Raw genomic sequence first — 22,186 nt, 5'->3', positions numbered from 1 at the left:
GCGGCGCCCGGGCGGGCTGGCACAATGGCCCGACACATGTACGGGCGACACGAGGAGGCACCTGTGGCCACGGCGCCGATCAGTGGCACGAACGCAGCGCCGGTACGCGGCCGGTCCACCCGGCAGCGGGCGGCGGTGGCGGCGGCCCTCGACGAGGTCGACGAGTTCCGCAGCGCCCAGGAGCTGCACGACGTCCTCAAGCACCGCGGCGACTCCGTGGGCCTCACGACGGTCTACCGGACCCTGCAGTCCCTCGCCGACGCGGGCGAGGTCGACGTCCTGCGCACCACCGAGGGCGAGGCCGTCTACCGGCGGTGCTCGACCGACAGCCACCACCATCACCTGGTCTGCCGGCTCTGCGGCAAGGCCGTGGAGGTGGAGGGCCCGGCCGTCGAGCAGTGGGCCGAGACGATCGCCGCCCAGCACGGCTACGTCAACGTCGCGCACACCGTCGAGATCTTCGGCACCTGTGCGGAGTGCGCCGAGAAGAAGGCGTAACGGACGTACGGAAGGGGCGGGCCCGGTGCACGAAGCACCGGGCCCGCCCCTTCGCCGTCCTCACTTCTCCGCCGTCCTCACTTGGCGGCTTCCGCCTCCTCCGCCCCGCCGAAGCGGCGGTCGCGCTGGGCGTACTCCAGGCAGGCACGCCACAGGTCCCGGCGGTCGAAATCCGGCCACAGAACGTCCTGGAAGACCATCTCCGCGTACGCGCTCTGCCAGATCAGGTAGTTCGAGGTGCGCTGCTCGCCGCTGGGGCGCACGAAGAGGTCCACGTCCGGCATGTCCGGGTAGTAGATGTACTTCTGGAACGTCTTCTCGTTGACCTTCGACGGGTCCAGCCTCCCGGCCGCCACGTCCTGGGCGATGCGCTGCGCCGCGTCCGCGATCTCGGCGCGGCCGCCGTAGTTGACGCAGAAGTACAGCGTCATCCTGTCGTTGTCCTTGGTCTGCTCCTGGGCGACCTGGAGCTCCTGGACGACGGACTTCCACAGCTTGGGCATGCGGCCCACCCAGCGGATCCGGATGCCGAGTTCGTCCATCTCGTCGCGGCGGCGGCGGATCACGTCCCGGTTGAAGTTCATCAGGAACTTCACCTCCTCCGGGGACCGCTTCCAGTTCTCCGTGGAGAAGGCGTAGAGCGAGAGGTTCTTGACGCCCATCTCGATGCACCCCTTGAGGACGTCCATGACGACGCCCTCACCGACCTTGTGGCCCTCGGTGCGGGGCAGCCCCCGCTCCTTGGCCCAGCGGCCGTTGCCGTCCATCACGACGGCGACGTGCTGGGGCACCAGCTCGCCGGGGATCTTCGGCGGCACCGCGCCCGAGGGGTGCGGCTCGGGGGTCTTGTACGTGCGCCGGTTTCGGCCGCCGAGGATCCCGCGTACTGCCATGAGCTTCTCAGTCTCCCTGTGTCACTTCTTCACGTAACGCGTCGCGCTCCCTGGGGCGCGCTTGGGGCCCGCGTCACTTCTCCACGTACCGCAGCGAGCGCAGGCCGCGCTCCAGATGCCAGTGCAGATAGGCGGACACCAGCCCGCTCCCCTCCCTGACATGACGGGCCTCGCAGGCGTCCGCCGTCGCCCAGTCGCCGCTGAGCAGTGCGCTCAGCAGTTCGAGGGCCTGTGCCGAGGGTACGACGCTGCCGGGGACCCGGCAGTCACCGCATATGACGCCCCCCGCCGCGACGGAGAAGAACCGGTTGGGCCCCGGCATCCCGCACTTCGCGCAGTCCTCGAAGCTCGGCGCGTACCCGTTGACCGCCAGTGAGCGCAGCAGGAACGCGTCCAGGATCAGATGGGGCGCGTGCTCGCCCCGGGCGAGGGTGCGCAGGCCGCCGACGAGGAGCAGGTACTGCTGGACGGCCGGTTCGCCCTCGTGGTCGGTGAACCGCTCGGCGGTCTCCAGCATCGCGGTGCCCGCCGTGTAGCGGGCGTAGTCCGCGACGATCCCGCCGCCGTACGGGGCGATCGTCTCGCTCTGGGTGCAGAGCGGCAGCCCCCGGCCGACCAGCTCGCTGCCGCGCGCGAAGAACTGCACGTCGACATGGGAGAACGGCTCCAGCCGGGCACCGAACTTGGACTTGGTGCGGCGCACCCCCCGGGCGACGGCGCGGACCCGGCCGTGGCCGCGGGTGAGGATCGTGATGATCCGGTCGGCCTCGCCCAGTTTCTGCGTACGCAGCACGATGCCGTCGTCCCGGAACAAGCTCATGGGCCCATTGTCGCCCACATCCGGACGGCCGTGGGCGCTTCCTACGAGGGCGTACGGGCCGCCGCGGCCAGCAGGCGGGCGGTGTCGGCGGCCGGGAGCCGCAGGGCGCCGCCCACCGTCGTCAGGACCTCGCGCTCGGCCGGGCTGTAGGGCCCGTCGGCCAGCGCGATCCGGGCCCCCTGGAGCAGCACCGACTCACGGCCGGCGGTGGCCAGGTGCGGGGCGAGCGGGGCCAGCACCTCGTGCAGCTCGATGGCGAGGGCCGGGCCGCACGCCTCGGCCGTCGGGTCGGCCGCGGTGCCGAACCCGGCGTCGGCGGCGAGGACCTCCACCACGGTGTACAGCTGCTCCTGGGTGCAGTCGTCGAGCCCGGCGTCGCGGACGACCCCGACAGCGGTCTCCAGGACCGTACGGGAGGTGGTCCCGCCGGCCGCGAGGACGGCCAGGGTGACGGTGTGGACGGCCTCCCGGAGCATCGAGGAGAACCGGGTGGTGGTGGGGTGGTCCAGGGCGTCGGGGGCGAAGCGGGCGCAGCAGGCGGCGCACTCGACGACGGGCCCGGTCTCGCCCCGGCGGGCCAGCGGGATGCCGAGGACGGTGAGCCGGCGGCGGCCGGTGAGGCGGCGGTAGTTGCGGTCGCCGCCGCAGCCGGGGCAGAAGAAGGCCCCGTCGCCGACGGCGTCCCAGACCGTGCGGATGCCGCAGAGGACCGGCCTCAGAGCGCGTTGTCCTTTGACTGACCGCACGTCGCACACCTCCGTAACGCTCCGGCAACACTGCCGTGTGTTGGACGTGATGTTAGCCACATGCGTGATGTGGCGTCAGTACTCCGGAGGTCACAACCCTCGGATATGGCCGAACCCCGATCGCCCGGAGCGGGCGATCGGGGGCCGTACGACCACTGCCGGGTGTCAGCGGGAGGCGCGGTTGACGGCGGAGACGACCGCCTTGAGCGAGGCGCGGGTGGTGTTGGCGTCGATGCCGATGCCCCACAGCACCTTGCCGTCGATCGCGCACTCGATGTACGAGGCGGCCTGGGCGGAGGCGCCCTCGCTCATCGTGTGCTCGGTGTAGTCCAGCAGCCGGGCGTCGATGCCGATGGCCTGCAGCGCTTCGAAGAACGCGGAGATCGGGCCGTTGCCCGTGCCGGTCAGGACGGTGTCCGTGCCGTCGACGGTGGCCTCGACGGTCAGGGTGTCCCGGCCGTCGGTGTCGGTGGTGGTCTGGCCGGAGCGCAGCTGGATGCGGCCCCAGGCGTTCCCGGCGTTGGGCAGGTACTCGTCCTGGAAGACGGACCAGATCTGGGTCGGGGTGACCTCGCCGCCCTCGGCGTCGGTCTTGGCCTGAATGATCCGGGAGAACTCGATCTGCATCCGGCGCGGCAGGTCCAGCTTGTGGTCGTTCTTCAGGACGTAGGCGATACCGCCCTTGCCGGACTGCGAGTTGACGCGGATGACGGCCTCGTAGGAGCGGCCGACGTCCTTGGGGTCGATCGGCAGGTACGGCACGGCCCACTCGATGTCGTCGACACTCTTGCCCTGGGCGGCCGCGTCGGCCTCCATGGCGTCGAAGCCCTTCTTGATGGCGTCCTGGTGGGAGCCGGAGAAGGCGGTGTAGACCAGGTCGCCCGCGTACGGGTGACGGGGGTGGATCTCCATCTGGTTGCAGTACTCGCTGGTGCGGCGGATCTCGTCGATCTGCGAGAAGTCGATCTGCGGGTCCACGCCCTGCGAGAACAGGTTCATGCCCAGAGTGACCAGGTCGACGTTGCCGGTGCGCTCGCCCTGGCCGAACAGGCAGCCCTCGATGCGGTCGGCCCCGGCCATGATGGCCAGCTCGGCCGCGGCCACCGCCGTACCCCGGTCGTTGTGCGGGTGGACGGAGAGGCAGATGTGCTCGCGGCGGGTCAGGTTGCGGGACATCCACTCGAAGCGGTCCGCGTGGGTGGAGGGCGTGGAGCGCTCCACGGTGGCGGGCAGGTTCAGGATGATCTCGCGGCCCTCCTCGGGCTGCCAGACGTCACAGACCGCCTCGCAGACCTCCAGGGCGAAGTCCAGCTCGGTGTCGGTGAAGATCTCCGGGCTGTACTGGTAGCCGAAGACCGTCTCGGGGCCCAGGATCTTCTCCGCGTACTCCATCACCAGCCGCGTGCCGTCCACCGCGATCTGCTTGACCTGCTCCTTCGAGCCGCGGAAGACGACCCGGCGGAAGGTGGGGGCGGTGGCGTTGTACAGGTGGACGGTGGCCCGGCGGGCACCCACCAGCGACTCGACGGTCCGCTCGATCAGCTCCTCGCGGGCCTGGGTCAGGACGGAGATCGTCACGTCCTCAGGGATCGCGCCCTCCTCGATGATGGAGCGCACGAAGGCGAAGTCGGTCTCGCCGGAGGACGGGAAGCCGACCTCGATCTCCTTGTAGCCCATGCGTACGAGCAGATCGAACATCTCGCGCTTGCGGGCGGGGCTCATCGGGTCGATCAGCGCCTGGTTGCCGTCGCGCAGATCGGTCGACAGCCAGCGGGGCGCGACGGTGATCCGGTTGTCCGGCCAGGTGCGGTCGGCGATGTCCACGGCCTCGTAACCGCGGTACTTGTGGACCGGCATCCCGGACGGCTTCTGGAGCTGCGTCGCGTTGGTGACGGGGGTGGGGCGGCCGACAGTGTTCTCGGCGGGGTTCACAGCACCGGCAGGGTTCACGGGCGTCGTCATGACGTAGGGCTCCTCGGGGTCCGACTTGGGGTCGGCCGACGGTGTCGCTGCAGCACCAGACTCCGCGGGGAGGGGGTCGGCCTACGACTACAGGCCCTCGCCGCGGCAGCTAAGGAGAAGCAGCCCGAAACGCATGATGCGACGAGCCTAGCCGAGGGTGGCCCGGGGTGTCGGTCCGTATCAGTATGCGGGACCGGGCATCGATGAGGGGAAAACGATGACTCATCACTCCATTTCGTCAATCATCGTCGCAACCAGTGACAGGGCGGTGACGGAGTGCCACAGTCGAATCATGCAGCCTCGAACCAACGCCGACGGGCTGAACCCCGTCTTCTGCACCATCGTGCCGCCCCACGTCCTCGACAAGCTCTCGCACTCCGGCGACCCCCGGCTGGCCGACCCCGCCCGCCGCACCCTGGAGGCCGACGGCCTCCGCCGAGACCGCCGTCGGCTGACGGCCCTGGCCGCCGCGCCCGCCACCCCCACGGCGGGCGCGGTCCCCTCCAAGCCCCACCGCACCCTGTACGACTGCGAGAACGGCACCTCCCTGCCGGGCACCAAGGTCCGCGGCGAGGGCGACAAGCCCACCTCGGACGCCAGCGTCAACCGCGCGTACGCCGGACTCGGCGCCACCTTCGAACTGCTGCTCTCCGCCTACGGGCGCAGTTCGATCGACGGCAAGGGCCTGCCGCTCATCGGCTCCGTCCACTACGGCCACGAGTACAACAACGCGTTCTTCGACGGCGAGCAGATGGTCTTCGGGGACGGCGACGGGGAGATCTTCCTCGACTTCACGTACGCCATCGACGTCATCGCCCACGAACTGGCCCACGGCCTCACCCAGTACACCGCCAACCTGCGCTACGAAGGCCAGTCGGGCGCGCTCAACGAGTCGGTCTCCGACGTCTTCGGCTCCCTCGTCAAGCAGTACTCACTGGGCCAGAGCGCGGAGCAGGCCGACTGGCTGATCGGCGCCGGACTGCTGGCGCCCCGGGTCAGCGGGGACGCCCTGCGCTCGATGAAGGCCCCGGGCACGGCGTACGACGACGATGTGCTGGGCAAGGACCCGCAGCCCGCCTCGATGGAGGAGTACGTCGAGACGGAGGAGGACAACGGCGGGGTCCACATCAACTCCGGCATCCCCAACCGGGCGTTCTACCTGCTGGCCAACGCGCTGGGCGGCAACGCCTGGGAGCGGGCCGGGCAGATCTGGTTCGACGTGCTGACCGGCGGCGAACTGACGGCCAACGCGGACTTCGCGCAGTTCGCCCGGCTGACGGTCGCGGCGGCGGGGAGCCGGTTCGGGGAGCGCGGCGAGAAGGAGGCGGTCCTGAAGGCCTGGTCCGAGGTGGGCGTACCGACGGCGGAGTGAGACCGCGGAGTCGGACCCGTGAGGCGGGCGTGACCGCCCCGGCCCCGTACGGCGGGGTTGAGGGCCCGCCCCGCCCCCGCTAGACAGGACCCCATGCGTATTCAGGTCACCCGCACCGGCGGCTTCGCCGGCATCTCCCGCACCCAGGCGATCGACACCGAGGGCCGTGAGGACGCGGCGGAGTGGGAGTCGCTCGCCGCGGAGGTCCTCGCCACCACCCCGGACGCGCCGCCGTCCGGGGTGCCGGACGGCTTCCGGTACGCGATCACGGTCGGGGACCGCACCGTGTACTGCGCTGACCCCGATCTGACCGGGGCGCAGCGCACGCTGGTCTCACGCGTCCTCAAGGAGGGCGCGTGAGACCGGCACCTTCCGGCGTACGCGGCTAGAAGCCGAGCTTCCGCAGCTGCTTCGGGTCGCGCTGCCAGTCCTTGGCGACCTTCACGTGCAGGTCCAGGAAGACGGGGGTGCCGAGCAGCGCCTCGATGTGCTTGCGCGACTTGGTGCCCACTTCCTTCAGCCGCTTGCCCTTCGGGCCGATGATGATGCCCTTCTGGCTGGGGCGCTCGATGTAGACGTTGGCGTGGATGTCCAGCAGCGGCTTGTCCGCCGGGCGGTCCGTGCGCGGCAGCATCTCCTCGACGACGACGGCGATGGAGTGCGGCAGCTCGTCCCGTACGCCCTCCAGCGCGGCCTCGCGGATCAGCTCCGCGACCATGACCATCTCCGGCTCGTCGGTGAGGTCGCCCTCCGGGTAGAGCGGCGGGCTCTCCGGGAGCAGCGGGGCGATCAGGTCCGCGAGCAGGTCGACCTGGCCTGCCCCTCGCCCGCCACCACCCTTGTCCGAGGGACTGCGTCCCGCCCCTTCCTTCTCGACAGCCGAGACCGGCACGATCTCGGCCCACTCGAAGCCCAGCTCCTCCGCGAGCGCGGAGACGGCGAGGAGCTGCTCGGCCAGCGCCTTGGACTCGACCAGGTCGGTCTTGGTGATGATGGCGATCTTGGGGGTCTTCCTGATCCCCGCCAGCTCCTTGACGATGTACTTGTCGCCGGGGCCGAGCTTCTGGTCGGCGGGCAGGCAGAAGCCGATGACGTCGACCTCGGCCCACGTCGTGCGCACCACGTCGTTCAGCCGCTCGCCGAGCAGCGTGCGCGGCTTGTGGAGGCCGGGGGTGTCGACCAGGATCAGCTGGGCGTCGTCGCGGTGGACGATGCCGCGCACGGTGTGCCGGGTGGTCTGGGGCCGGTTGGAGGTGATCGCCACCTTCTGGCCGACCAGAGCGTTCGTCAGGGTGGACTTGCCCGCGTTGGGACGGCCCACGAAGCAGGCGAAACCGGCCCGGTGGGGGGCGTCGTTCTCCGCCCGCTGGGCAGCGGCTTCTTGGTTCGGTCGAGCGCTCATGGCGACCATTCTCCCCGATCGCGGCGGCGCTCCCGCACAGCGGTCCGCACGGACGCGCCGGAGGGCCGCCGCGGACACGGGCGCGGGGCGGTCGGTCAGCCCGCCGTGACCCGCAGCCGGAGGGTGCCGTCCGGGCCCGCGAGCAGCACCGGGGTCTCCGGTCCGCCCAGGTCCCGTACGGCGGCGCGGTCCTCGTCGGCGGGGGTCTCGGCGGCGGAGACGACGGCGGCGGCCTCCAGCGAGGTGGCGCCGCTGGCGACGGCCATGGCGACGGCGGTCTGCAGGGCGCTCAGCTTCAGCGACTCCAGCGCCACGGTGCCCGCCACATACGTACGCCCGGTCTCGTCGCGTACGGCGGCGCCCTCGGCCACTCCGTTGCGGGCGCGGGCGCTGCGCGCCAGGGTGACGATCTTGCGGTCCTCGGCGTCGAGGTCGGTGGTGCCGGTGGTGTCGGTCATGGCACGAGCATACGAAGCGGCCGGGCGCGGCGGATCATGCGCCCCGGCGCGGACCGCGCGGCAGGCGGCAGTTTGACGACCGGCCCCAGGGCCGGTCCAGCCGGAGCCGGTCCGCCCTGGGGAGGCCGGCGACCACCAGGTCGTAGGAGTCCTCGATCAGCTCGCGCAGCAGCTTCTCCGGGACGCCGGAGACGGTCACCGTGTTCCAGTGGCGCTTGTTCATGTGCCAGCCGGGCACGACGGCCGCCGGGTGCTCCTCGCGGAGGCGGACCGCGTCGTCCGGGTCGCACTTGAGGTTGACGGTCAGCGGCTGGGCCTCCAGCGAGGTGAGGGCGAACATCCTGCCGAGCACCTTGAAGACCGAGGTCTCCGGGCCGAACGGGAACTCCTCCACGCTCGCGTTGAACTCCAGGCAGAAGGCGCGCAGCCGCTCCGGGGTCATACGGTCTCCGTCTCCGCTTCCTTCTCCTCCGGCTCCACCAGCACCGTGACGATCTTGTTCCGGCGGCCGGCCGGGGACTCGGCGGTGAGGCGGAGGCGGCGGCCGTCGGGAAGGTCGACGAGGGCCGAGGCCCCGGCGATCGGGACCCGGCCGAGCGCCTTGGCGAGCAGGCCGCCGACGGTCTCCACGTCCTCGTCGTCGTACTCGTCGAGCCCGAAGAGGTCGCCCAGGTCCCCGATGTCGAGGCGGGCGGTCACCCGGTAGCAGCCGTTCTCCAGCTCCTGGACGGGCGGCAGCTCGCGGTCGTACTCGTCGGTGATCTCCCCGACGATCTCCTCCAGGATGTCCTCGATGGTGACGATGCCGGCCGTGCCGCCGTACTCGTCGATGACGACGGCGACATGGCTGCGGTCCCGCTGCATCTCGCGCAGCAGGTCCCCGGCGTTCTTGGTGTCGGGGACGAAGGCGGCGGGGCGCATCGCGGTGGAGACCGGGTCGGCCTCGGAGTCGCGGTTGATGTGGGTCTTGCGGACCAGGTCCTTGAGATAGACGATCCCGACGATGTCGTCCTCGTTCTCCCCGGTGACCGGTATCCGGGAGAAGCCGGAGCGCAGGGCGAGGGTGAGGGCCTGACGGACCGTCTTGAACCGCTCGATGGAGACCAGGTCCGTGCGCGGCACCATCACCTCGCGCACCAGCGTGTCCCCCAGCTCGAAGACCGAGTGCACCATGCGGCGCTCGTCGTCCTCGATCAGCGACTCCGCCTCCGCGAGGTCGACCATGGCCCGCAGCTCGGCCTCACTGGCGAACGGGCCCTTGCGGAACCCCTTGCCGGGGGTGAGCGCGTTGCCGATGAGGATCAGCAACTGCGGGATCGGGCCCATGATCCGGGCCAGCGGCAGCAGGACGTACGCCGAGGCCGTCGCCGTGTTCAGCGGGTGCTGGCGGCCGATGGTGCGCGGGGAGACCCCGATGGCGACATAGCTGACGAGGACCATGACGCCCATGGCGAAGGCCAGTGCCTCCCAGGTCTCCGGGAACTTCTGGAGGCAGACGTACGTGACGAGCACTCCGGCCGACATCTCGCAGGCGACCCGCACCAGCAGGGCCACATTGAGATAGCGGGTCGGGTCGGCGGCGATCTGCGCGAGCTTCGCACTGCCGCGCCGCCCGGACCGGACCGCCTCGTCCGCCCGGAAACTCGACGTGCGGGCGATGCCCGCCTCGGCGCAGGCGGCCAGCCAGCCGACGACGACCAGCAGGACGGCTCCGGTGATCAGGGGCGCGATCACGAGACGGTGGGGGCGGGGGACGGGCCGGTGAGCCCCTGATCACCGCGCCAGCCGTCCACGATGGCGGCCTGGAGGCCGAACATCTCGGCCTTCTCGTCGGGCTCCTCGTGGTCGTACCCCAGCAGGTGCAGCACCCCGTGGACGGTCAGGAGCTGGAGCTCCTCGTCCATGGAGTGCTGCGTCGGCGCCTCTTCGCCCTGCCGCTTCGCGACCTCCGGGCAGAGCACGATGTCACCGAGGAGCCCCTGCGGGGGCTCGTCGTCGTCCTTGCGCGGCGGCCGCAGCTCGTCCATCGGGAAGGACATGACATCGGTCGGACCCGGGAGGTCCATCCACTGGATGTGCAGCTGCTCCATGGCGTCGGTGTCCACCACGATCACCGAGAGCTCGGAGAGCGGGTGGATCCGCATCCGGGCCAGGGCATAGCGGGCGATGTCGAGGATCGCCTGCTCGTCGACCTCGGTTCCGGACTCGTTGTTGACGTCGATCGACATGGTGCGCTGCGACTACTTCCCTTTACGCCGGTCGCGCCGGCCGTCTTCCCGGCCGTCCGCCTGACCGTCTCGTTGACCGTTTCGGCTGTCGTACTTCTCGTACGCGTCGACGATACGGCCGACGAGCTTGTGCCGGACGACATCCTGGGAGCTGAGCCGGGAGAAGTGCACGTCGTCCACGTCCTCCAGGATCTCCTGGACCTGCCGCAGCCCGCTCTTGGTGCCGCTCGGCAGGTCGACCTGGGTGATGTCACCGGTGATGACGATCTTGGAGTCGAAGCCGAGGCGGGTGAGGAACATCTTCATCTGCTCGGCGCTGGTGTTCTGCGCCTCGTCGAGGATGATGAAGGCGTCGTTCAGGGTCCGGCCGCGCATATATGCGAGCGGCGCCACCTCGATCGTGCCCGCCGCCATCAGCCGCGGGATCGAGTCGGGGTCGAGCATGTCGTGCAGGGCGTCGTAGAGCGGGCGGAGATACGGGTCGATCTTGTCGAACAGGGTGCCCGGCAGGAAGCCGAGCCGCTCCCCCGCCTCGACCGCGGGGCGGGTCAGGATGATCCGGCTGACCTGCTTGGACTGGAGCGCCTGGACCGCCTTGGCCATGGCCAGGTAGGTCTTGCCGGTGCCCGCGGGGCCGATGCCGAAGACGATCGTGTGCTGGTCGATCGCATCGACGTACCGCTTCTGGTTGAGCGTCTTGGGGCGGATGGTGCGGCCGCGGTTGGAGAGGATGTTCTGGGTGAGCACCTCGGCGGGTGTCTCGCCCTGCGGGTCTCCCTCGCCGGTGCCGGCCGCCCTGAGCATGGCGATCGACCGTTCCACTGCGTCCTCCGTCATCGGCGCTCCGGTGCGGAGCACGAGCATCATCTCGTCGAACAGGCGCTGGATGAGGGCGACGTCGGCCGCCTCGCCCGTGGCGCTGATCTCGTTGCCCCGGACATGGATGTCGGCCGCCGGGAAGGCCTCTTCGATCACGCGCAACAGCGAGTCACCCGATCCGAGGAGCATCACCATGGGGTGTGCGGCCGGGATGCGGATCTGGGCACGCGCCTGCGGCTGTGTGGATGACTGAGTCATGGGCCGGCCCTCGGGCCTGCGCATACCTCCCGTTGCAGGGTTCTCGCTGTTCGACAACCTCTGGATCACCAAGCCTACGACTTGACGGTGACAACGCGGAGTTCTTTTACCGGCCGTGTGTACGAGGGGCCGGTGGGGGCGCCGGTGCTCGCCGGCCCCGGCCGCCGGTGCCCGCTCACTGGCGGAAGCCGATCGTGGGGACCGCCCGCCGCAGCGGCCAGGCGCGGGCCGTGGTGGGCAGCAGCTCCTCCAGGAACGCGTACCGCTCCAGGGCCGCCGGGTCCTGGTCGTCGAGGGTGCGGATGCGCTGCCACCAGGCGGCGATCTCGGCCCAGCCGGGGGCGGAGAGCGAGCCGCCGAACTCCTGGACCGAGAGCGCGGCCGTCAGCCCGGCGAAGGCGAGGCGGTCCGCGAGCGGCCAGTCGGCCAGGGTGCCCGTGACGAACCCGGCCACGAAGACGTCCCCCGCCCCCGTCGGGTCCAGCGCCTCCACCTCGATGGCGGGCACCTGGGCGGCGGCCCCGGTCCGCCCGTCGACGGCGTACGCGCCCTCGGCTCCCAGGGTGACCACGGCGAGCGGGACCCGTTCCGCGAGGGCGTGGGCGGCGGCGCGCGGACAGTCCGTACGGGTGTAGCGCATCGCCTCCTCGGCGTTGGGCAGGAACGCCTCGCAGTGCGCCAGCTCGGGCAGCGCGTCCAGGTCCCAGCGGCCGGTCTCGTCCCAGCCGACGTCCGCGAAGATCAGCGCGCCGTGCCGGGCGGCGGTGGCCACCCAGGGCTCGCTGCGCCCCGGGACGAGCGAGGCGATGGCGGCCCGGGCGCGCGGCGGGCACTGGGGGAAGGCGGGGTGCGGGGCGGGGGCGCTCGCAGGGGCGTTTCCGGTGGGGGCTGTTCCGGTGGGGGCGTCGGGGTCCGAAGGCCCCGGGACCGTGCCCGGGAAAGTCGTCGGCGCCGGGGCCTCGTGGCCGTGGGAGACCATCGTGCGCTCACCCTCGTACGCCATCGAGACGGTCACCGGGGAGTGCCAGCCGGGGACCGTGTGCGACATCGACAGGTCGATGCCCTCGCCCTGTTCGAGCGCGTCCCAGCAGTACTCCCCGTAGTGGTCGTCCCCGAACGCGGCGGCGAGTGAGGTGCGCAGGCCGAGCCTGGCGAGCGCGGTGGCCATGTTGGCGACGCCGCCGGGACTGGAGCCCATCCCCGGGCCCAGGACTCGGTGCCGCGCACGGGGGCGCTGTCGAGGCCGGTGAAGATGATGTCGAGGAAGACCGTGCCCGTCAGGAAGACGTCACAGGCGGGGTCCTGCGGCGCGCGCAGCGCCAGCAGGGGGTCGATTCCTGGAGTGTCAGTGCTCACCGTGCGCTCCCCGGCCGTGCGGCAGATCTGGACAGTGTGAGATCCGGCCAGTCTGCCCGATTCGGGCATCGGGGTGGAGCCTCCCCCGCCGATGCGGGGCTGCCCTACGGGCGGCGCTGACCTGCATAAACATGCGCCTCTACCCGGCTTCCGAGTGCATAAACGCATAAGTGGCCCAGATCACAGCGAGGCGGCTTTCGGTGGGCTGGGGGCGCTTGATACAAATTGCCCCGCGAGCACCTTCGGGGACGTTGCCCGACGAGAGCCGCACTTCTCGCATCTCCCCGTATTTCACTGCGTTTCCCCTGCCTTCCCTCTGTCTTCCCCCTGCCTTCCCTTCCCGCGCGTCGGCATCGCTCGGCTCCGCTCCGCCCTGCCTCGCCCTGCCCTGCGCGCGTCGCTCCACCCCCTCCCCTCCCCCTGCCTGCTCAGGCATGTCTCCAGGAACGCCCATGTCCTCGCGCCCGCGCACCGCGTGGCCCGTCGTAGCCGTCTTCACGGCCGGCTACCTCGCCTCCTACCTGCTCCCCACCATCGTCGGCCGGCTCAGCGCCCATCTCGGGCTGACTGCCGCGCAGGCGGGACTGGTCGGCAGTGCCCTGCTGCTGAGTTCGGCGAGCGCCGGGTTCACGCTGGCGGGGCGGGTCGAACGGTACGGGTCCCGCACCCCGGCCCGGATCGGGCTGGTGCTGGCCGCCCTGGGGTACGGCTCCGCCGCGCTGGCCGGGTCCGTACCGCTGGTGGTGCTCTCCGTGGTGGTCGGCGGCTTCGGCTCGGGGGCGGCGACGGCGGTCGCGGCGGCCGGGATCGCCGCCCAGCGCGACCCGCACCGGACGTCCTCGCTCGGGCTGCTCACGGTCTCCGCGACGGCGGGCGCCCTCTATCTGACGATCCCCCACCTCGGCGGCGGCCACCGGCTCCCCTTCGCCGCGGTCGCGCTGGTGGCCCTGCTCGTCTGGCCCGCGACCGCACGGCTGAACGGCCCCACGGCCCCCGAGGAGTCCGCCTCCCCGCTCACCGGCCGGCTGCCGCACCGCCGTTCCGGTCTCGTCCTGGCGGGCGGGATGCTCGTCTGGTCCATGGCGCAGAACGCGCTGTGGGGCGTCAGCAGCCGCATCGGCATCACGCAGGCGGGGCTGACCGAGGTGACCGTCGGCGCGGTCTTCGCCGCCGCCCTCGGCGCGGGGCTGCTGGGCGTGATGGGCGCCGGGGTGCTGGGGGCGCGCGTGGGCCGGGCGGTGCCGATCGGGCTCGGGACCGTGATCATCTCGGGGAGCATCGTGCTCAGCTCCTCGGCCCGGGACCTCACCTCGTTCGCGACCGGCGAGATCCTGTGGAACACCGTCTACCCGGTGGTCCTCTCCTATCTGATCGGTCTGGCCGCCTCCCTGGACGTACGGGGCCGCTGGGCGGTCCTGGCGGGCTCGGCCTCCTCCGTGGGCGTCGCCTGCGGCCCGCTCCTGGGCAGCGTGCTCTCCGAGGAGGCCGGCTATCCGGCGATGGGGCTGGTCCTGGGCGCGGCCACCCTCCTGGTCGCCGCGCCCGTGACCGCCGTGGCGCTGCACACCGGTGGCCGCCCGCTGGTGCCCGGCTCGGTCCGCCGCCGCGGTGGTGCCCCGGCCGCGCTGCTGGCCGCCACCACCGGCAGCCTCTCCGGTGCGGTGCCGAAGCTGGGCTCACCGGAGCAGCCCGTCACCGAACTCCGCGTACGGCGCAGGCGGCTGGTGCGCAGCGCGATCCGGACGGCCGGTCCGGACGGCGGGCCCGGTCAGTCGAACGCGTACGCCTCGACCTCGGACAGATAGCGCGCCCGGCGCTCCTCGTCGTGGTCGAGGAAGGCCGCCTCGAAGGAGTTGCGGGCCAGGGTGCGCAGCTGCTCGGGGTCCAGGGCGAGCGCGTCCCGTACGGCGTCGAAGTTGTCGCCCGCGTACCCGCCGAAGTAGGCGGGGTCGTCGGAGTTGACCGTGCAGAGGAGCCCCGCCGCCATCATCTCCGGCAGCGGGTGGTCCTTGAGCGTGTCGACCGTGCGCAGCCGTACGTTGGAGAGCGGGCAGAGCGTCAGCGGCACCCGGTCCGCGACCAGCCGCGCCACCAGCTCCGGGTCCTCCATGCAGCGCAGCCCGTGGTCGATCCGCTCCACGCCGAGAATGTCCAGCGCCTCCCGGATGTACTCCGGCGGCCCCTCCTCCCCCGCGTGGGCCACCTTGCGCAGACCGAGGGCGGTGGCCGCCTCGTACACCTCGCGGAACTTGGCGGGCGGGTGGCCGACCTCGGCGGAGTCCAGGCCGATCGCGCTGATCCGGTGGAGGTAGGGGCGGGCGGCGTCCAGGGTGCCGAGGGCGGCCTCGGCGGAGAGGTCGCGGAGGAAACACAGGATGAGCTGGGTGGAGATGCCGTGGGTCTCCTCGCTGCGCTCCAGCGCCCGGCCCAGTCCCTCGATGACCGTGCCGATGGGGACGCCCCGGGCGGTGTGGGCCTGCGGGTCGAAGAAGATCTCGGCGTGCCGGACGCCCTGGGCGGCTGCGCGGGCGAGGTAGGCGTCGGCGAGTTCGGTGAAGTCCTCCTCCGTCCGCAGCACGGCCATCAGCGCGTAGTAGAGGTCCAGGAAGGACTGAAGGTCCTCGAACTGATACGCCCGGCGCAGCTCGTCGGTGGTGGCGTACGGCAGGGTCACCCCGTTGCGCTCCGCGAGGGCGAAGGCGAGTTCGGGTTCGAGGGTGCCTTCGATGTGGAGGTGGAGTTCGGCCTTGGGGAGGTGCACGGTGTCTCGCAAACGGTGGTGCGGCTTTTTCGGACTGCGGTGGTTCAGTGGCGCCGGGGCGGGAGCGGGACTCTGATCAGGTCCTGCGCGACGGTGAGTTCGCCGTCGAACCCGGCGGCGCGGGCCTGGGTCTCGAAGAGTTCGGGGTCGCTGTAGCGCTGCGAGAAGTGGGTCAGCACCAGATGGCGTACGCCGGACTCCTTCGCCACCCGGGCGGCCTGGCCCGCGGTGAGGTGGCCGTGGTCGGTGGCGAGCTTCTCGTCCTCGTCGAGGAAGGTCGACTCGATGGTGAGCATGTCGCACCCCTCCGCGAGCGCGTACACCCCGTCGCAGAGCCGGGTGTCCATGACGAACGCGAACCGCTGCCCGCGCCGGTGCTCGGAGACCTGCTCCAGGGTGACGCCGCCGAGGGCGCCCTCGCGCTGGAGACGGCCGACGTCCGGCCCGCTGATGCCGTGCTCCTTGAGGAGGGCGGGCAGCATCCGGCGGCTGTCGGGCTCGGTGAGGCGGTAGCCGTACGACTCGACGGGGTGCGAGAGCTTGTGGCTGTCCAGGGTGTACGTGGGGGTGGTGGCGAGGACCCCGCCTGTTCCGGCGACCGGGGCCTCGGCCAGCTCGACGGTCTCGCGGTAGGCGGTGGCGTACCGCAGCCGGTCGAAGAAGTGCTGCCCGCTCGCCGGGTAGTGGGCGGTGACGGGGTGCGGCACCTGGTCCAGGTTGATGCGCTGGATCACCCCGGCGAGCCCGAGGGAGTGGTCGCCGTGGAAGTGGGTGACGCAGATCCGGTCGATGTCGTGCGCGGCGACCCCGGCCCGCAGCATCTGGCGCTGGGTGCCCTCGCCGGGGTCGAAGAGGATGCCCTGGCCGTCCCAGCGCAGCAGATAGCCGTTGTGGTTGCGGTGCCGGGTGGGGACCTGGCTGGCGGTGCCGAGCACCACCAGCTCGCGTACGGACATGGGGAAACGCTCCTGCGCTACTGCTGTACGGGAAGGGTTATCCGGGCGGCCACTGGAGGCCGCGGCCGCCCAGGACGTGGGCGTGCGCGTGGAAGACGGTCTGGCCTGCGCCGGAGCCGGTGTTGAAGATGATCCGGTAGCCGGTGGAGTCGATCTTCTCGTCGGCGGCGACCGCCCCGGCCTCGGTCAGCACGTCGGCGGCGACCTGCGGTTCGGCGGCGGCCAGCGAGGCGGCGTCCGGGTAGTGGACCTTGGGGATGACCAGGACGTGGGTCGGGGCCTGCGGGTTGATGTCGCGGAAGGCCACGGTGGTGTCGCTCTCCCGGACGATGGTCGCCGGGATGTCTCCCGAGACGATCTTGCAGAACAGGCAGTCGGTCTGCGGCTCTCCCGCCATGGCGCCGGGCCTCCTCGCTCGCTGATGATCAGTACGGCTCATGCTAAGCCTTCGTGCCGGGCGGCCGGGCGGCCGGGCGGCCGGGCGGCGTTCGGCCCGGACCCTCGGCTTCGGTCCGGCACCAGTGCCCCGTACGACTCCGGGCTGTGTTCACCCCCGGCGCCCCGCACGCCCCGGTGCCCGGTACGGCACCGGACCGTGCTCAGCCCCAGCGCCCCGTGCGCCCCAGCAGCAGGGCGGCCGCGGCCGTGCCCGCCGTGGACGTACGGAGCACGCTGCGCCCCAGCCGGTACGGGCGGGCGCCCGCCTCGGCGAAGGCGGTCAGCTCCTGCGGGGAGACCCCGCCCTCGGGGCCGACGACGAGCACGATGCTGCCGGTGGCGGGGAGTTCGGCGGTGGCGAGGGGGGTGCTGTCGTGGTCGCGGTCCTCGTGCAGGACCCCGGCGAAGTCGGCACCGGCCAGCAGCGCGGCGACCTGCTTGGTCGTCATGGCCCCGGCCACCTCGGGGAAGCGGACGCGGCGGGACTGCTTGCCCGCCTCCCGGGCCGTACTGCGCCACTTCGCCAGGGACTTCGCGCCCCGGTCGCCCTTCCACTGGGTGATGCAGCGGGCGGCCTGCCACGGCACGATCGCGTCGACGCCGGTCTCGGTCATGGTCTCCACGGCCAGCTCGCCCCGGTCCCCCTTGGGGAGCGCCTGGACGACGGTGATCCGGGGCGCGGGCTCCGGCTCCTCGTGGACGGTCCCGATGCCGGTGACCGTCAGCCGGTCCTTGCCCTCGGCGGAGCGGACCACGCCCTCCGCCCAGTGGCCGAGCCCGTCGGTGAGGACGACGTCCTCACCGGGCTCCAGCCGCCGGACCGACACGGCGTGCCGCCCCTCGGGGCCGTCGAGCACGAACTCCGGTCCGGTGGGCATCCGTTCGACGACGAAGACCGGTGCCGTCACTGCGGGCTCCTCACAGTCAGGGCCGTGCGGGCGGCCTCCAGCTCGGTGGCGAGCAGCTCGACCAGCTCGGCCACGGGCAGTTCGCGGGCCATGCGGTGGCCCTGCCCGGCCCACAGGGCCATGCCCTGGGCGTCCCCGGCCTTGGCGGCGGCCTGGCGGAGCCCGGTGGTCAGGTAGTGGACCTGGGGGTAGGCGGCGGGGGCGTACGGGCCGTGCTCGCGGATGAACCGGTTGACCAGGCCGCGCGCGGGCCGCCCGGAGAAGGCGCGGGTCAGCTCGGTGCGGACGAAGAGCGGGTTGGTCAGGGCCTGCTTGTGGAGCAGGTGGGCGCCGGACTCGGGGCAGACGAGGAAGGCGGTGCCGAGCTGGGCGGCGTCGGCCCCGGCCGCGAGGACGGCGGCGATCTGGCCGCCGCGCATCAGGCCGCCCGCGGCGACGATCGGCAGCTGGACGGTCTCGCGGACCTGGGTGACGAGGGTGAGCAGCCCGGTGCCGGTGTGGTCGGCCTGCGGGTCGTCGCGGTGGGTGGACTGGTGGCCGCCCGCCTCGATGCCCTGGACGCAGACGGCGTCGGCACCGGCCCACTGGGCTGCCTGGGCCTCCTCGGCGGAGGTGACGGTCACGACGGTGTACGTCCCCGCCTCGGCGAAGGCGTCCAGCGTGTCGCGGGTGGGGCAGCCGAAGGTGAAGGAGACCACCGGAACGGGGTCCTCCAGCAGGATGGCGACCTTGGCCTCGTACCCGTCGTCACCGGCGCTGCTGTCGGGGTCACCGAGCGGGGTCTCGTACCAGGCGGCCTCACCGGCCAGTTGGTGGCGGTAGACCTCGACGGCACTGGGGTCCGCGAGGGCGGACTGCGGCATGAAGAGGTTGACGCCGAACGGGCCGCCGGTGAGCCGGCGCAGCTGTTTGATCTCGTTGTACATCCCGTCGGCCGTCTTGTACCCGGCGGCCAGGAACCCGAGCGCACCGGCCTCGATGACGGCGGCGGCGAGCTGAGGTCCGGAGGCGCCGCCCGCCATGGGGGCCTGCACGATCGGATACCGGCAGAGATCGGTCAACGCGGAGGACATGAACGCATCGTGCCACGTCCGTCGCACAGGGCCGAATCAGCCAGCGTCCGGCGTGACCGGATCTCCCGCCGAACGCAGCGCCGCCCGCCGGTCGGGGACCGGCGGGCGGTGCGGTGAAAGGCGGAAAACGTCTCAGCGGCCGTTGAAAGCGTCCTTCAGCCGCGAGAACAGGCCCTGCTGACCTGGCTGGAACTGGCCCAGGGGCCGCTCCTCGCCGCGGAGCTTCGCCAGCTCCCGCAGCAGCCGCTCCTGCTCGGCGTCGAGCTTGTTCGGGGTGATCACCTCGACGTGGACGATCAGATCGCCCCGGCCGCCGCCGCGCAGATGCGTGATGCCGCGTCCGTGCAGGGGCACCGACTGGCCGGACTGGGTGCCGGGCCGGATGTCGATCTCCTCCAGGCCGTCCAGCGTCTCCAGCGGACACTTGGTGCCGAGGGCGGCCGCGGTCATCGGGATGGTGACCGTGCAGTGCAGATCGTCGCCGCGCCGCTGGAAGACGGGGTGCGCGACCTCGTGGATCTCCACGTACAGATCGCCGGGCGGGCCGCCGCCGGGGCCGACCTCGCCCTCACCGGCGAGCTGGATGCGGGTGCCGTTGTCGACGCCCGCGGGGATCTTGACGGTGAGCGTGCGGCGCGAGCGGATACGGCCGTCACCGGCGCACTCCGGGCACGGCGTCGGCACGACCGTACCGAAGCCCTGGCACTGCGGGCAGGGGCGCGAGGTCATGACCTGGCCCAGGAAGGACCGGGTGACCTGCGAGACCTCACCGCGGCCGCGGCACATGTCACAGGTCTGGGCGGAGGTGCCGGGGGCCGCGCCCTCGCCGCTGCAGGTGTTGCAGACGACCGCCGTGTCGACCTGGATGTCCTTGGTGGTGCCGAAGGCCGCCTCGTTGAGGTCGATCTCCAGGCGGATCATGGCGTCCTGGCCGCGCCGGGTGCGCGAACGGGGCCCGCGCTGCGCGGCGTTGCCGAAGAACGCGTCCATGATGTCGGAGAAGTTGCCGAAGCCACCGGCTCCGAAGCCGCCCGCGCCGCCACCACCGCCGTTGGCGGAGAGCGGGTCGCCGCCGAGGTCGTAGACCTGCTTCTTCTGCGGGTCCGAGAGCACCTCGTAAGCGGCGTTGATCTCCTTGAACCGCTCCTGGGTCTTCGGGTCCGGGTTGACATCCGGGTGCAGCTCGCGGGCGAGCCGACGGAATGCCTTCTTGATCTCGTCCTGCGATGCGTCGCGGCGTACGCCGAGTACGGCGTAGTAGTCCGTGGCCACTTACGACTCCGCCAGGATCTGTCCGACGTAACGTGCCACTGCGCGTACCGCTCCCATCGTTCCGGGGTAGTCCATGCGGGTCGGTCCGACCACGCCGAGTTTGGCGACTGCCTCGTCGCCCGAACCGTAGCCGACCGCGACGACGGACGTGGAGGTGAGCCCCTCGTGGGCGTTCTCGTGCCCGATCCGCACGGTCATGGCTGGGTCCGTGGCCTCACCGAGCAGCTTCAGCAGGACGACCTGCTCCTCCAGTGCTTCCAGCACCGGCCGGATCATCACAGGGAAGTCGTGCCCGAAGCGGGTGAGGTTGGAGGTGCCGCCGATGATCAGCCGCTCCTCCGTCTCCTCGACCAGGGTTTCGAGGAGGGTGGAGAGAACCGTGGAAACCGTTCCCCGGTCCTCGCTGTCGAAGGATTCCGGCAGCTCCCGCACCAGCCGGGGGACATCGGCGAAGCGGCGTCCGACGACCCGGCTGTTGAGCCGGGCCCGCAGATCCGCGAGCGATGCCTCGCCGAAGGGCGCGGGGCAGTCGATCATACGCTGTTCGACCCGGCCGGTGTCCGTGATCAGGACGAGCATCAGCCGGGCGGGGGCGAGCGAGAGCAGCTCGACGTGGCGCACCGTCGAGCGGGTCAGCGAGGGGTACTGCACGACCGCGACCTGCCGGGTCAGCTGCGCGAGCAGCCGCACGGTCCGGCCGACCACGTCGTCGAGGTCGACCGCGCCGTCGAGGAAGTTCTGGATGGCCCGGCGCTCGGCCGAGGAGAGCGGCTTGACGCCCGCGAGCTTGTCGACGAAGAGGCGGTACCCCTTGTCGGTGGGGATGCGCCCCGCGCTGGTGTGCGGCTGCGCGATGAAGCCCTCTTCCTCCAGCACCGCCATGTCGTTGCGGACGGTGGCCGGGGAGACCCCCAGCTGGTGCCGCTCGGTCAGCGCCTTGGAGCCGACCGGCTCCTCCGTGCCGACGTAGTCCTGGACGATGGCGCGCAGCACCTCGAGTCTGCGTTCGCTGAGCATGGCGCACACCTCCAGCTGTCGTTCCCCGGGGCTCTGTCCCGGCTCTCCGTCTGGCACTCGGTGCGTACGAGTGCCAGCTACCCACCGGTCAGTGTACGGGGGTGGGGTGGGGCCTGGGCAAGGGCGACCGGCCATGCCGCCGCCGAGCCGTCCGGGACGTTGCCGATAGCGTCGCCCCATGGACGTGTTGTGGGAAGACTTCGGCTGGGAGCGGTTGGGTCACGGTGTCGGGCGGCGGCGCCTGCCGGGCTGGGACGCCACGGTGGCGCTGGTGGCCGGGGCGGACGGGGTGCTCCTGTACGACACCGGCTCGACGCTGCGCGAGGGCGTCGAGCTGCGCAGGCAGGCCGAGGTGCTGCTCGGCCGGAGGGTGACACATATCGCACTGAGCCACCCGCACTTCGATCATGTGCTGGGCACGGCGGCGTTCGCGGGGGCGCAGGTGTACGGGGCGGTGGGGATCACCGCGCTGCTGGAGCGCTCGGCGGACGGGCTGACCGCCTCGGCCGTGCACCACGGGCTCGCGGAGGAGGAGGCGCACCGGGCGGTGGACACGCTGGTGGTCCCGCACCACGAGGTGACCGGCGAGTGGACGCTCGACCTGGGCGGCGGCCGTCAGGTGCTGCTGGCCAACGTGGGCCCGGGCCACAGCGGCCACGACCTCGCGGTGCTGGTCCCGGGCACGGACGGGGAGCCTCCGGTGGTGCTCTGCGGCGACCTGGTGGAGGAGTCGGGCGACCCGCAGGCGGGCCGCGACGCGATCCCCTCCCGCTGGCCGGCCGCCCTGGACCGGCTGCTGGAGCTGGGCGGCGACGAGGCGCTGTACGTACCGGGTCACGGGGCGGTGGTGGACGCGGCGTTCGTCCGGGGGCAGCGGGAGGCGCTGGCGGAGCGGTTCGGGGTGGGGTGAGGGGCTTCTCCGGTGGGGTGAGGGGCCTCGGGTTGCGTG

General features: G+C 71.7%; 22 protein-coding genes and 1 pseudogene. 5 read left to right on the top strand and 18 right to left on the bottom strand.

The features are described from left to right. Positions 1-63 precede the first annotated feature (63 nt). Positions 64-498 (top strand): Fur family transcriptional regulator, encoded by a 435-nt coding sequence (locus tag DJ476_RS24240; protein ID WP_018487080.1) that lies wholly within the window; start codon positions 64-66, stop codon positions 496-498. Between the two features lie 77 nt (positions 499-575). On the opposite strand, the gene DJ476_RS24235 is transcribed toward DJ476_RS24240, so the two are convergent. The 4 genes from DJ476_RS24235 to leuA all read right to left on the bottom strand — a co-directional run bounded on the left by DJ476_RS24235 (position 576) and on the right by leuA (position 4,919). Beyond that, positions 576-1,391 (bottom strand): isoprenyl transferase, encoded by an 816-nt coding sequence (locus DJ476_RS24235; RefSeq protein ID WP_103421343.1) that lies wholly within the window; start codon positions 1,389-1,391, stop codon positions 576-578. Positions 1,392-1,464: 73 nt separating this feature from the next. Further along, positions 1,465-2,211 carry a DNA repair protein RecO gene (gene recO / locus DJ476_RS24230; RefSeq protein WP_006124319.1) on the bottom strand — a complete coding sequence of 249 codons (747 nt, stop codon included), beginning with the start codon at positions 2,209-2,211 and terminating at the stop codon, positions 1,465-1,467. 41 nt (positions 2,212-2,252) lie between these two features. Beyond that, positions 2,253-2,957, bottom strand: coding sequence for a tellurite resistance TerB family protein (locus DJ476_RS24225; protein ID WP_103421344.1), 705 nt, complete (start codon positions 2,955-2,957; stop codon positions 2,253-2,255). A 165-nt stretch (positions 2,958-3,122) separates the two neighbouring features. Next, positions 3,123-4,919, bottom strand: coding sequence for a 2-isopropylmalate synthase (leuA, locus tag DJ476_RS24220; RefSeq protein WP_112491557.1), 1,797 nt, complete (start codon positions 4,917-4,919; stop codon positions 3,123-3,125). A gap of 292 nt (positions 4,920-5,211) precedes the next feature. Between leuA and DJ476_RS24215 the strand changes: the two genes are divergently transcribed. Both DJ476_RS24215 and DJ476_RS24210 read left to right on the top strand, forming a co-directional pair. Continuing rightward, complete coding sequence (locus DJ476_RS24215; protein ID WP_103421346.1) at positions 5,212-6,291, top strand: M4 family metallopeptidase; 1,080 nt, start codon at positions 5,212-5,214, stop codon at positions 6,289-6,291. 93 nt (positions 6,292-6,384) lie between these two features. Continuing rightward, positions 6,385-6,651 (top strand): protealysin inhibitor emfourin, encoded by a 267-nt coding sequence (locus DJ476_RS24210; protein WP_019766907.1) that lies wholly within the window; start codon positions 6,385-6,387, stop codon positions 6,649-6,651. A 25-nt stretch (positions 6,652-6,676) separates the two neighbouring features. Here DJ476_RS24210 and DJ476_RS24205 read toward each other — a convergent pair whose 3' ends face one another. The 7 genes and pseudogenes from DJ476_RS24205 to DJ476_RS24175 form a co-directional block, all read right to left on the bottom strand. After that, positions 6,677-7,702: a GTPase Era gene (locus tag DJ476_RS24205; RefSeq protein WP_181006680.1), complete on the bottom strand. Its 1,026-nt coding sequence runs from the start codon at positions 7,700-7,702 to the stop codon at positions 6,677-6,679. Positions 7,703-7,788: 86 nt separating this feature from the next. Beyond that, positions 7,789-8,151, bottom strand: coding sequence for a cytidine deaminase (locus DJ476_RS24200; protein ID WP_019766909.1), 363 nt, complete (start codon positions 8,149-8,151; stop codon positions 7,789-7,791). Positions 8,152-8,185: 34 nt separating this feature from the next. Beyond that, on the bottom strand, positions 8,186-8,593 hold the full coding sequence (locus tag DJ476_RS24195; RefSeq protein WP_112491556.1) for an MmcQ/YjbR family DNA-binding protein: 408 nt from the start codon (positions 8,591-8,593) through the stop codon (positions 8,186-8,188). Beyond that, positions 8,590-9,885, bottom strand: a complete 1,296-nt coding sequence (locus DJ476_RS24190) for a hemolysin family protein (protein WP_070204051.1) — start codon at positions 9,883-9,885, stop codon at positions 8,590-8,592. The genes DJ476_RS24195 and DJ476_RS24190 overlap by 4 nt, the downstream gene beginning before the upstream one ends. Next, positions 9,882-10,379, bottom strand: coding sequence for an rRNA maturation RNase YbeY (gene ybeY / locus DJ476_RS24185; protein WP_103421348.1), 498 nt, complete (start codon positions 10,377-10,379; stop codon positions 9,882-9,884). Before ybeY ends, DJ476_RS24190 begins: the two co-directional genes overlap by 4 nt. Positions 10,380-10,391: 12 nt before the next feature. Further along, entirely contained in the window at positions 10,392-11,456 is a 1,065-nt protein-coding gene (locus DJ476_RS24180; RefSeq protein ID WP_079167591.1) for a PhoH family protein, read from the bottom strand. 175 nt (positions 11,457-11,631) lie between these two features. Then, positions 11,632-12,812, bottom strand: a pseudogene (locus DJ476_RS24175) (carbohydrate kinase family protein). A 452-nt stretch (positions 12,813-13,264) separates the two neighbouring features. On the opposite strand from DJ476_RS24175, the gene DJ476_RS24170 reads away from it, so the two are divergent. Next, positions 13,265-14,617 carry an MFS transporter gene (locus DJ476_RS24170; RefSeq protein WP_112491555.1) on the top strand — a complete coding sequence of 451 codons (1,353 nt, stop codon included), beginning with the start codon at positions 13,265-13,267 and terminating at the stop codon, positions 14,615-14,617. Here the strand turns inward: DJ476_RS24170 and DJ476_RS24165 are convergent. From DJ476_RS24165 to hrcA, 7 genes are all read right to left on the bottom strand, one after another. Then, positions 14,581-15,573: an adenosine deaminase gene (locus tag DJ476_RS24165; protein WP_103421351.1), complete on the bottom strand. Its 993-nt coding sequence runs from the start codon at positions 15,571-15,573 to the stop codon at positions 14,581-14,583. The two genes, DJ476_RS24170 and DJ476_RS24165, sit on opposite strands and share 37 nt — an antisense overlap. Positions 15,574-15,617: 44 nt before the next feature. Beyond that, entirely contained in the window at positions 15,618-16,529 is a 912-nt protein-coding gene (locus tag DJ476_RS24160; protein ID WP_112491554.1) for a ribonuclease Z, read from the bottom strand. A 37-nt stretch (positions 16,530-16,566) separates the two neighbouring features. After that, positions 16,567-16,926: a histidine triad nucleotide-binding protein gene (locus DJ476_RS24155; protein ID WP_053561315.1), complete on the bottom strand. Its 360-nt coding sequence runs from the start codon at positions 16,924-16,926 to the stop codon at positions 16,567-16,569. A 202-nt stretch (positions 16,927-17,128) separates the two neighbouring features. After that, positions 17,129-17,875 carry a 16S rRNA (uracil(1498)-N(3))-methyltransferase gene (locus DJ476_RS24150; RefSeq protein WP_103421353.1) on the bottom strand — a complete coding sequence of 249 codons (747 nt, stop codon included), beginning with the start codon at positions 17,873-17,875 and terminating at the stop codon, positions 17,129-17,131. After that, entirely contained in the window at positions 17,872-18,948 is a 1,077-nt protein-coding gene (locus DJ476_RS24145) for a nitronate monooxygenase (RefSeq protein WP_112491553.1), read from the bottom strand. Before DJ476_RS24145 ends, DJ476_RS24150 begins: the two co-directional genes overlap by 4 nt. A gap of 132 nt (positions 18,949-19,080) precedes the next feature. Further along, on the bottom strand, positions 19,081-20,220 hold the full coding sequence (gene dnaJ, locus DJ476_RS24140) for a molecular chaperone DnaJ (RefSeq protein ID WP_019766199.1): 1,140 nt from the start codon (positions 20,218-20,220) through the stop codon (positions 19,081-19,083). Continuing rightward, positions 20,221-21,237, bottom strand: a complete 1,017-nt coding sequence (hrcA, locus tag DJ476_RS24135; protein ID WP_018487101.1) for a heat-inducible transcriptional repressor HrcA — start codon at positions 21,235-21,237, stop codon at positions 20,221-20,223. Positions 21,238-21,415: 178 nt separating this feature from the next. Here hrcA and DJ476_RS24130 point away from each other — a divergent pair, with 178 nt between their 5' ends. Beyond that, positions 21,416-22,147, top strand: coding sequence for an MBL fold metallo-hydrolase (locus tag DJ476_RS24130; protein WP_112491552.1), 732 nt, complete (start codon positions 21,416-21,418; stop codon positions 22,145-22,147). The last annotated feature ends 39 nt before the right edge of the window (positions 22,148-22,186 follow it).

The organism is Streptomyces bacillaris (assembly GCF_003268675.1).
In the GTDB taxonomy this organism is placed as follows: domain Bacteria; phylum Actinomycetota; class Actinomycetes; order Streptomycetales; family Streptomycetaceae; genus Streptomyces; species Streptomyces bacillaris.
Note: the sequence above shows the minus strand (reverse complement) of the source record. Positions and strands in the feature narration are given on the sequence as shown.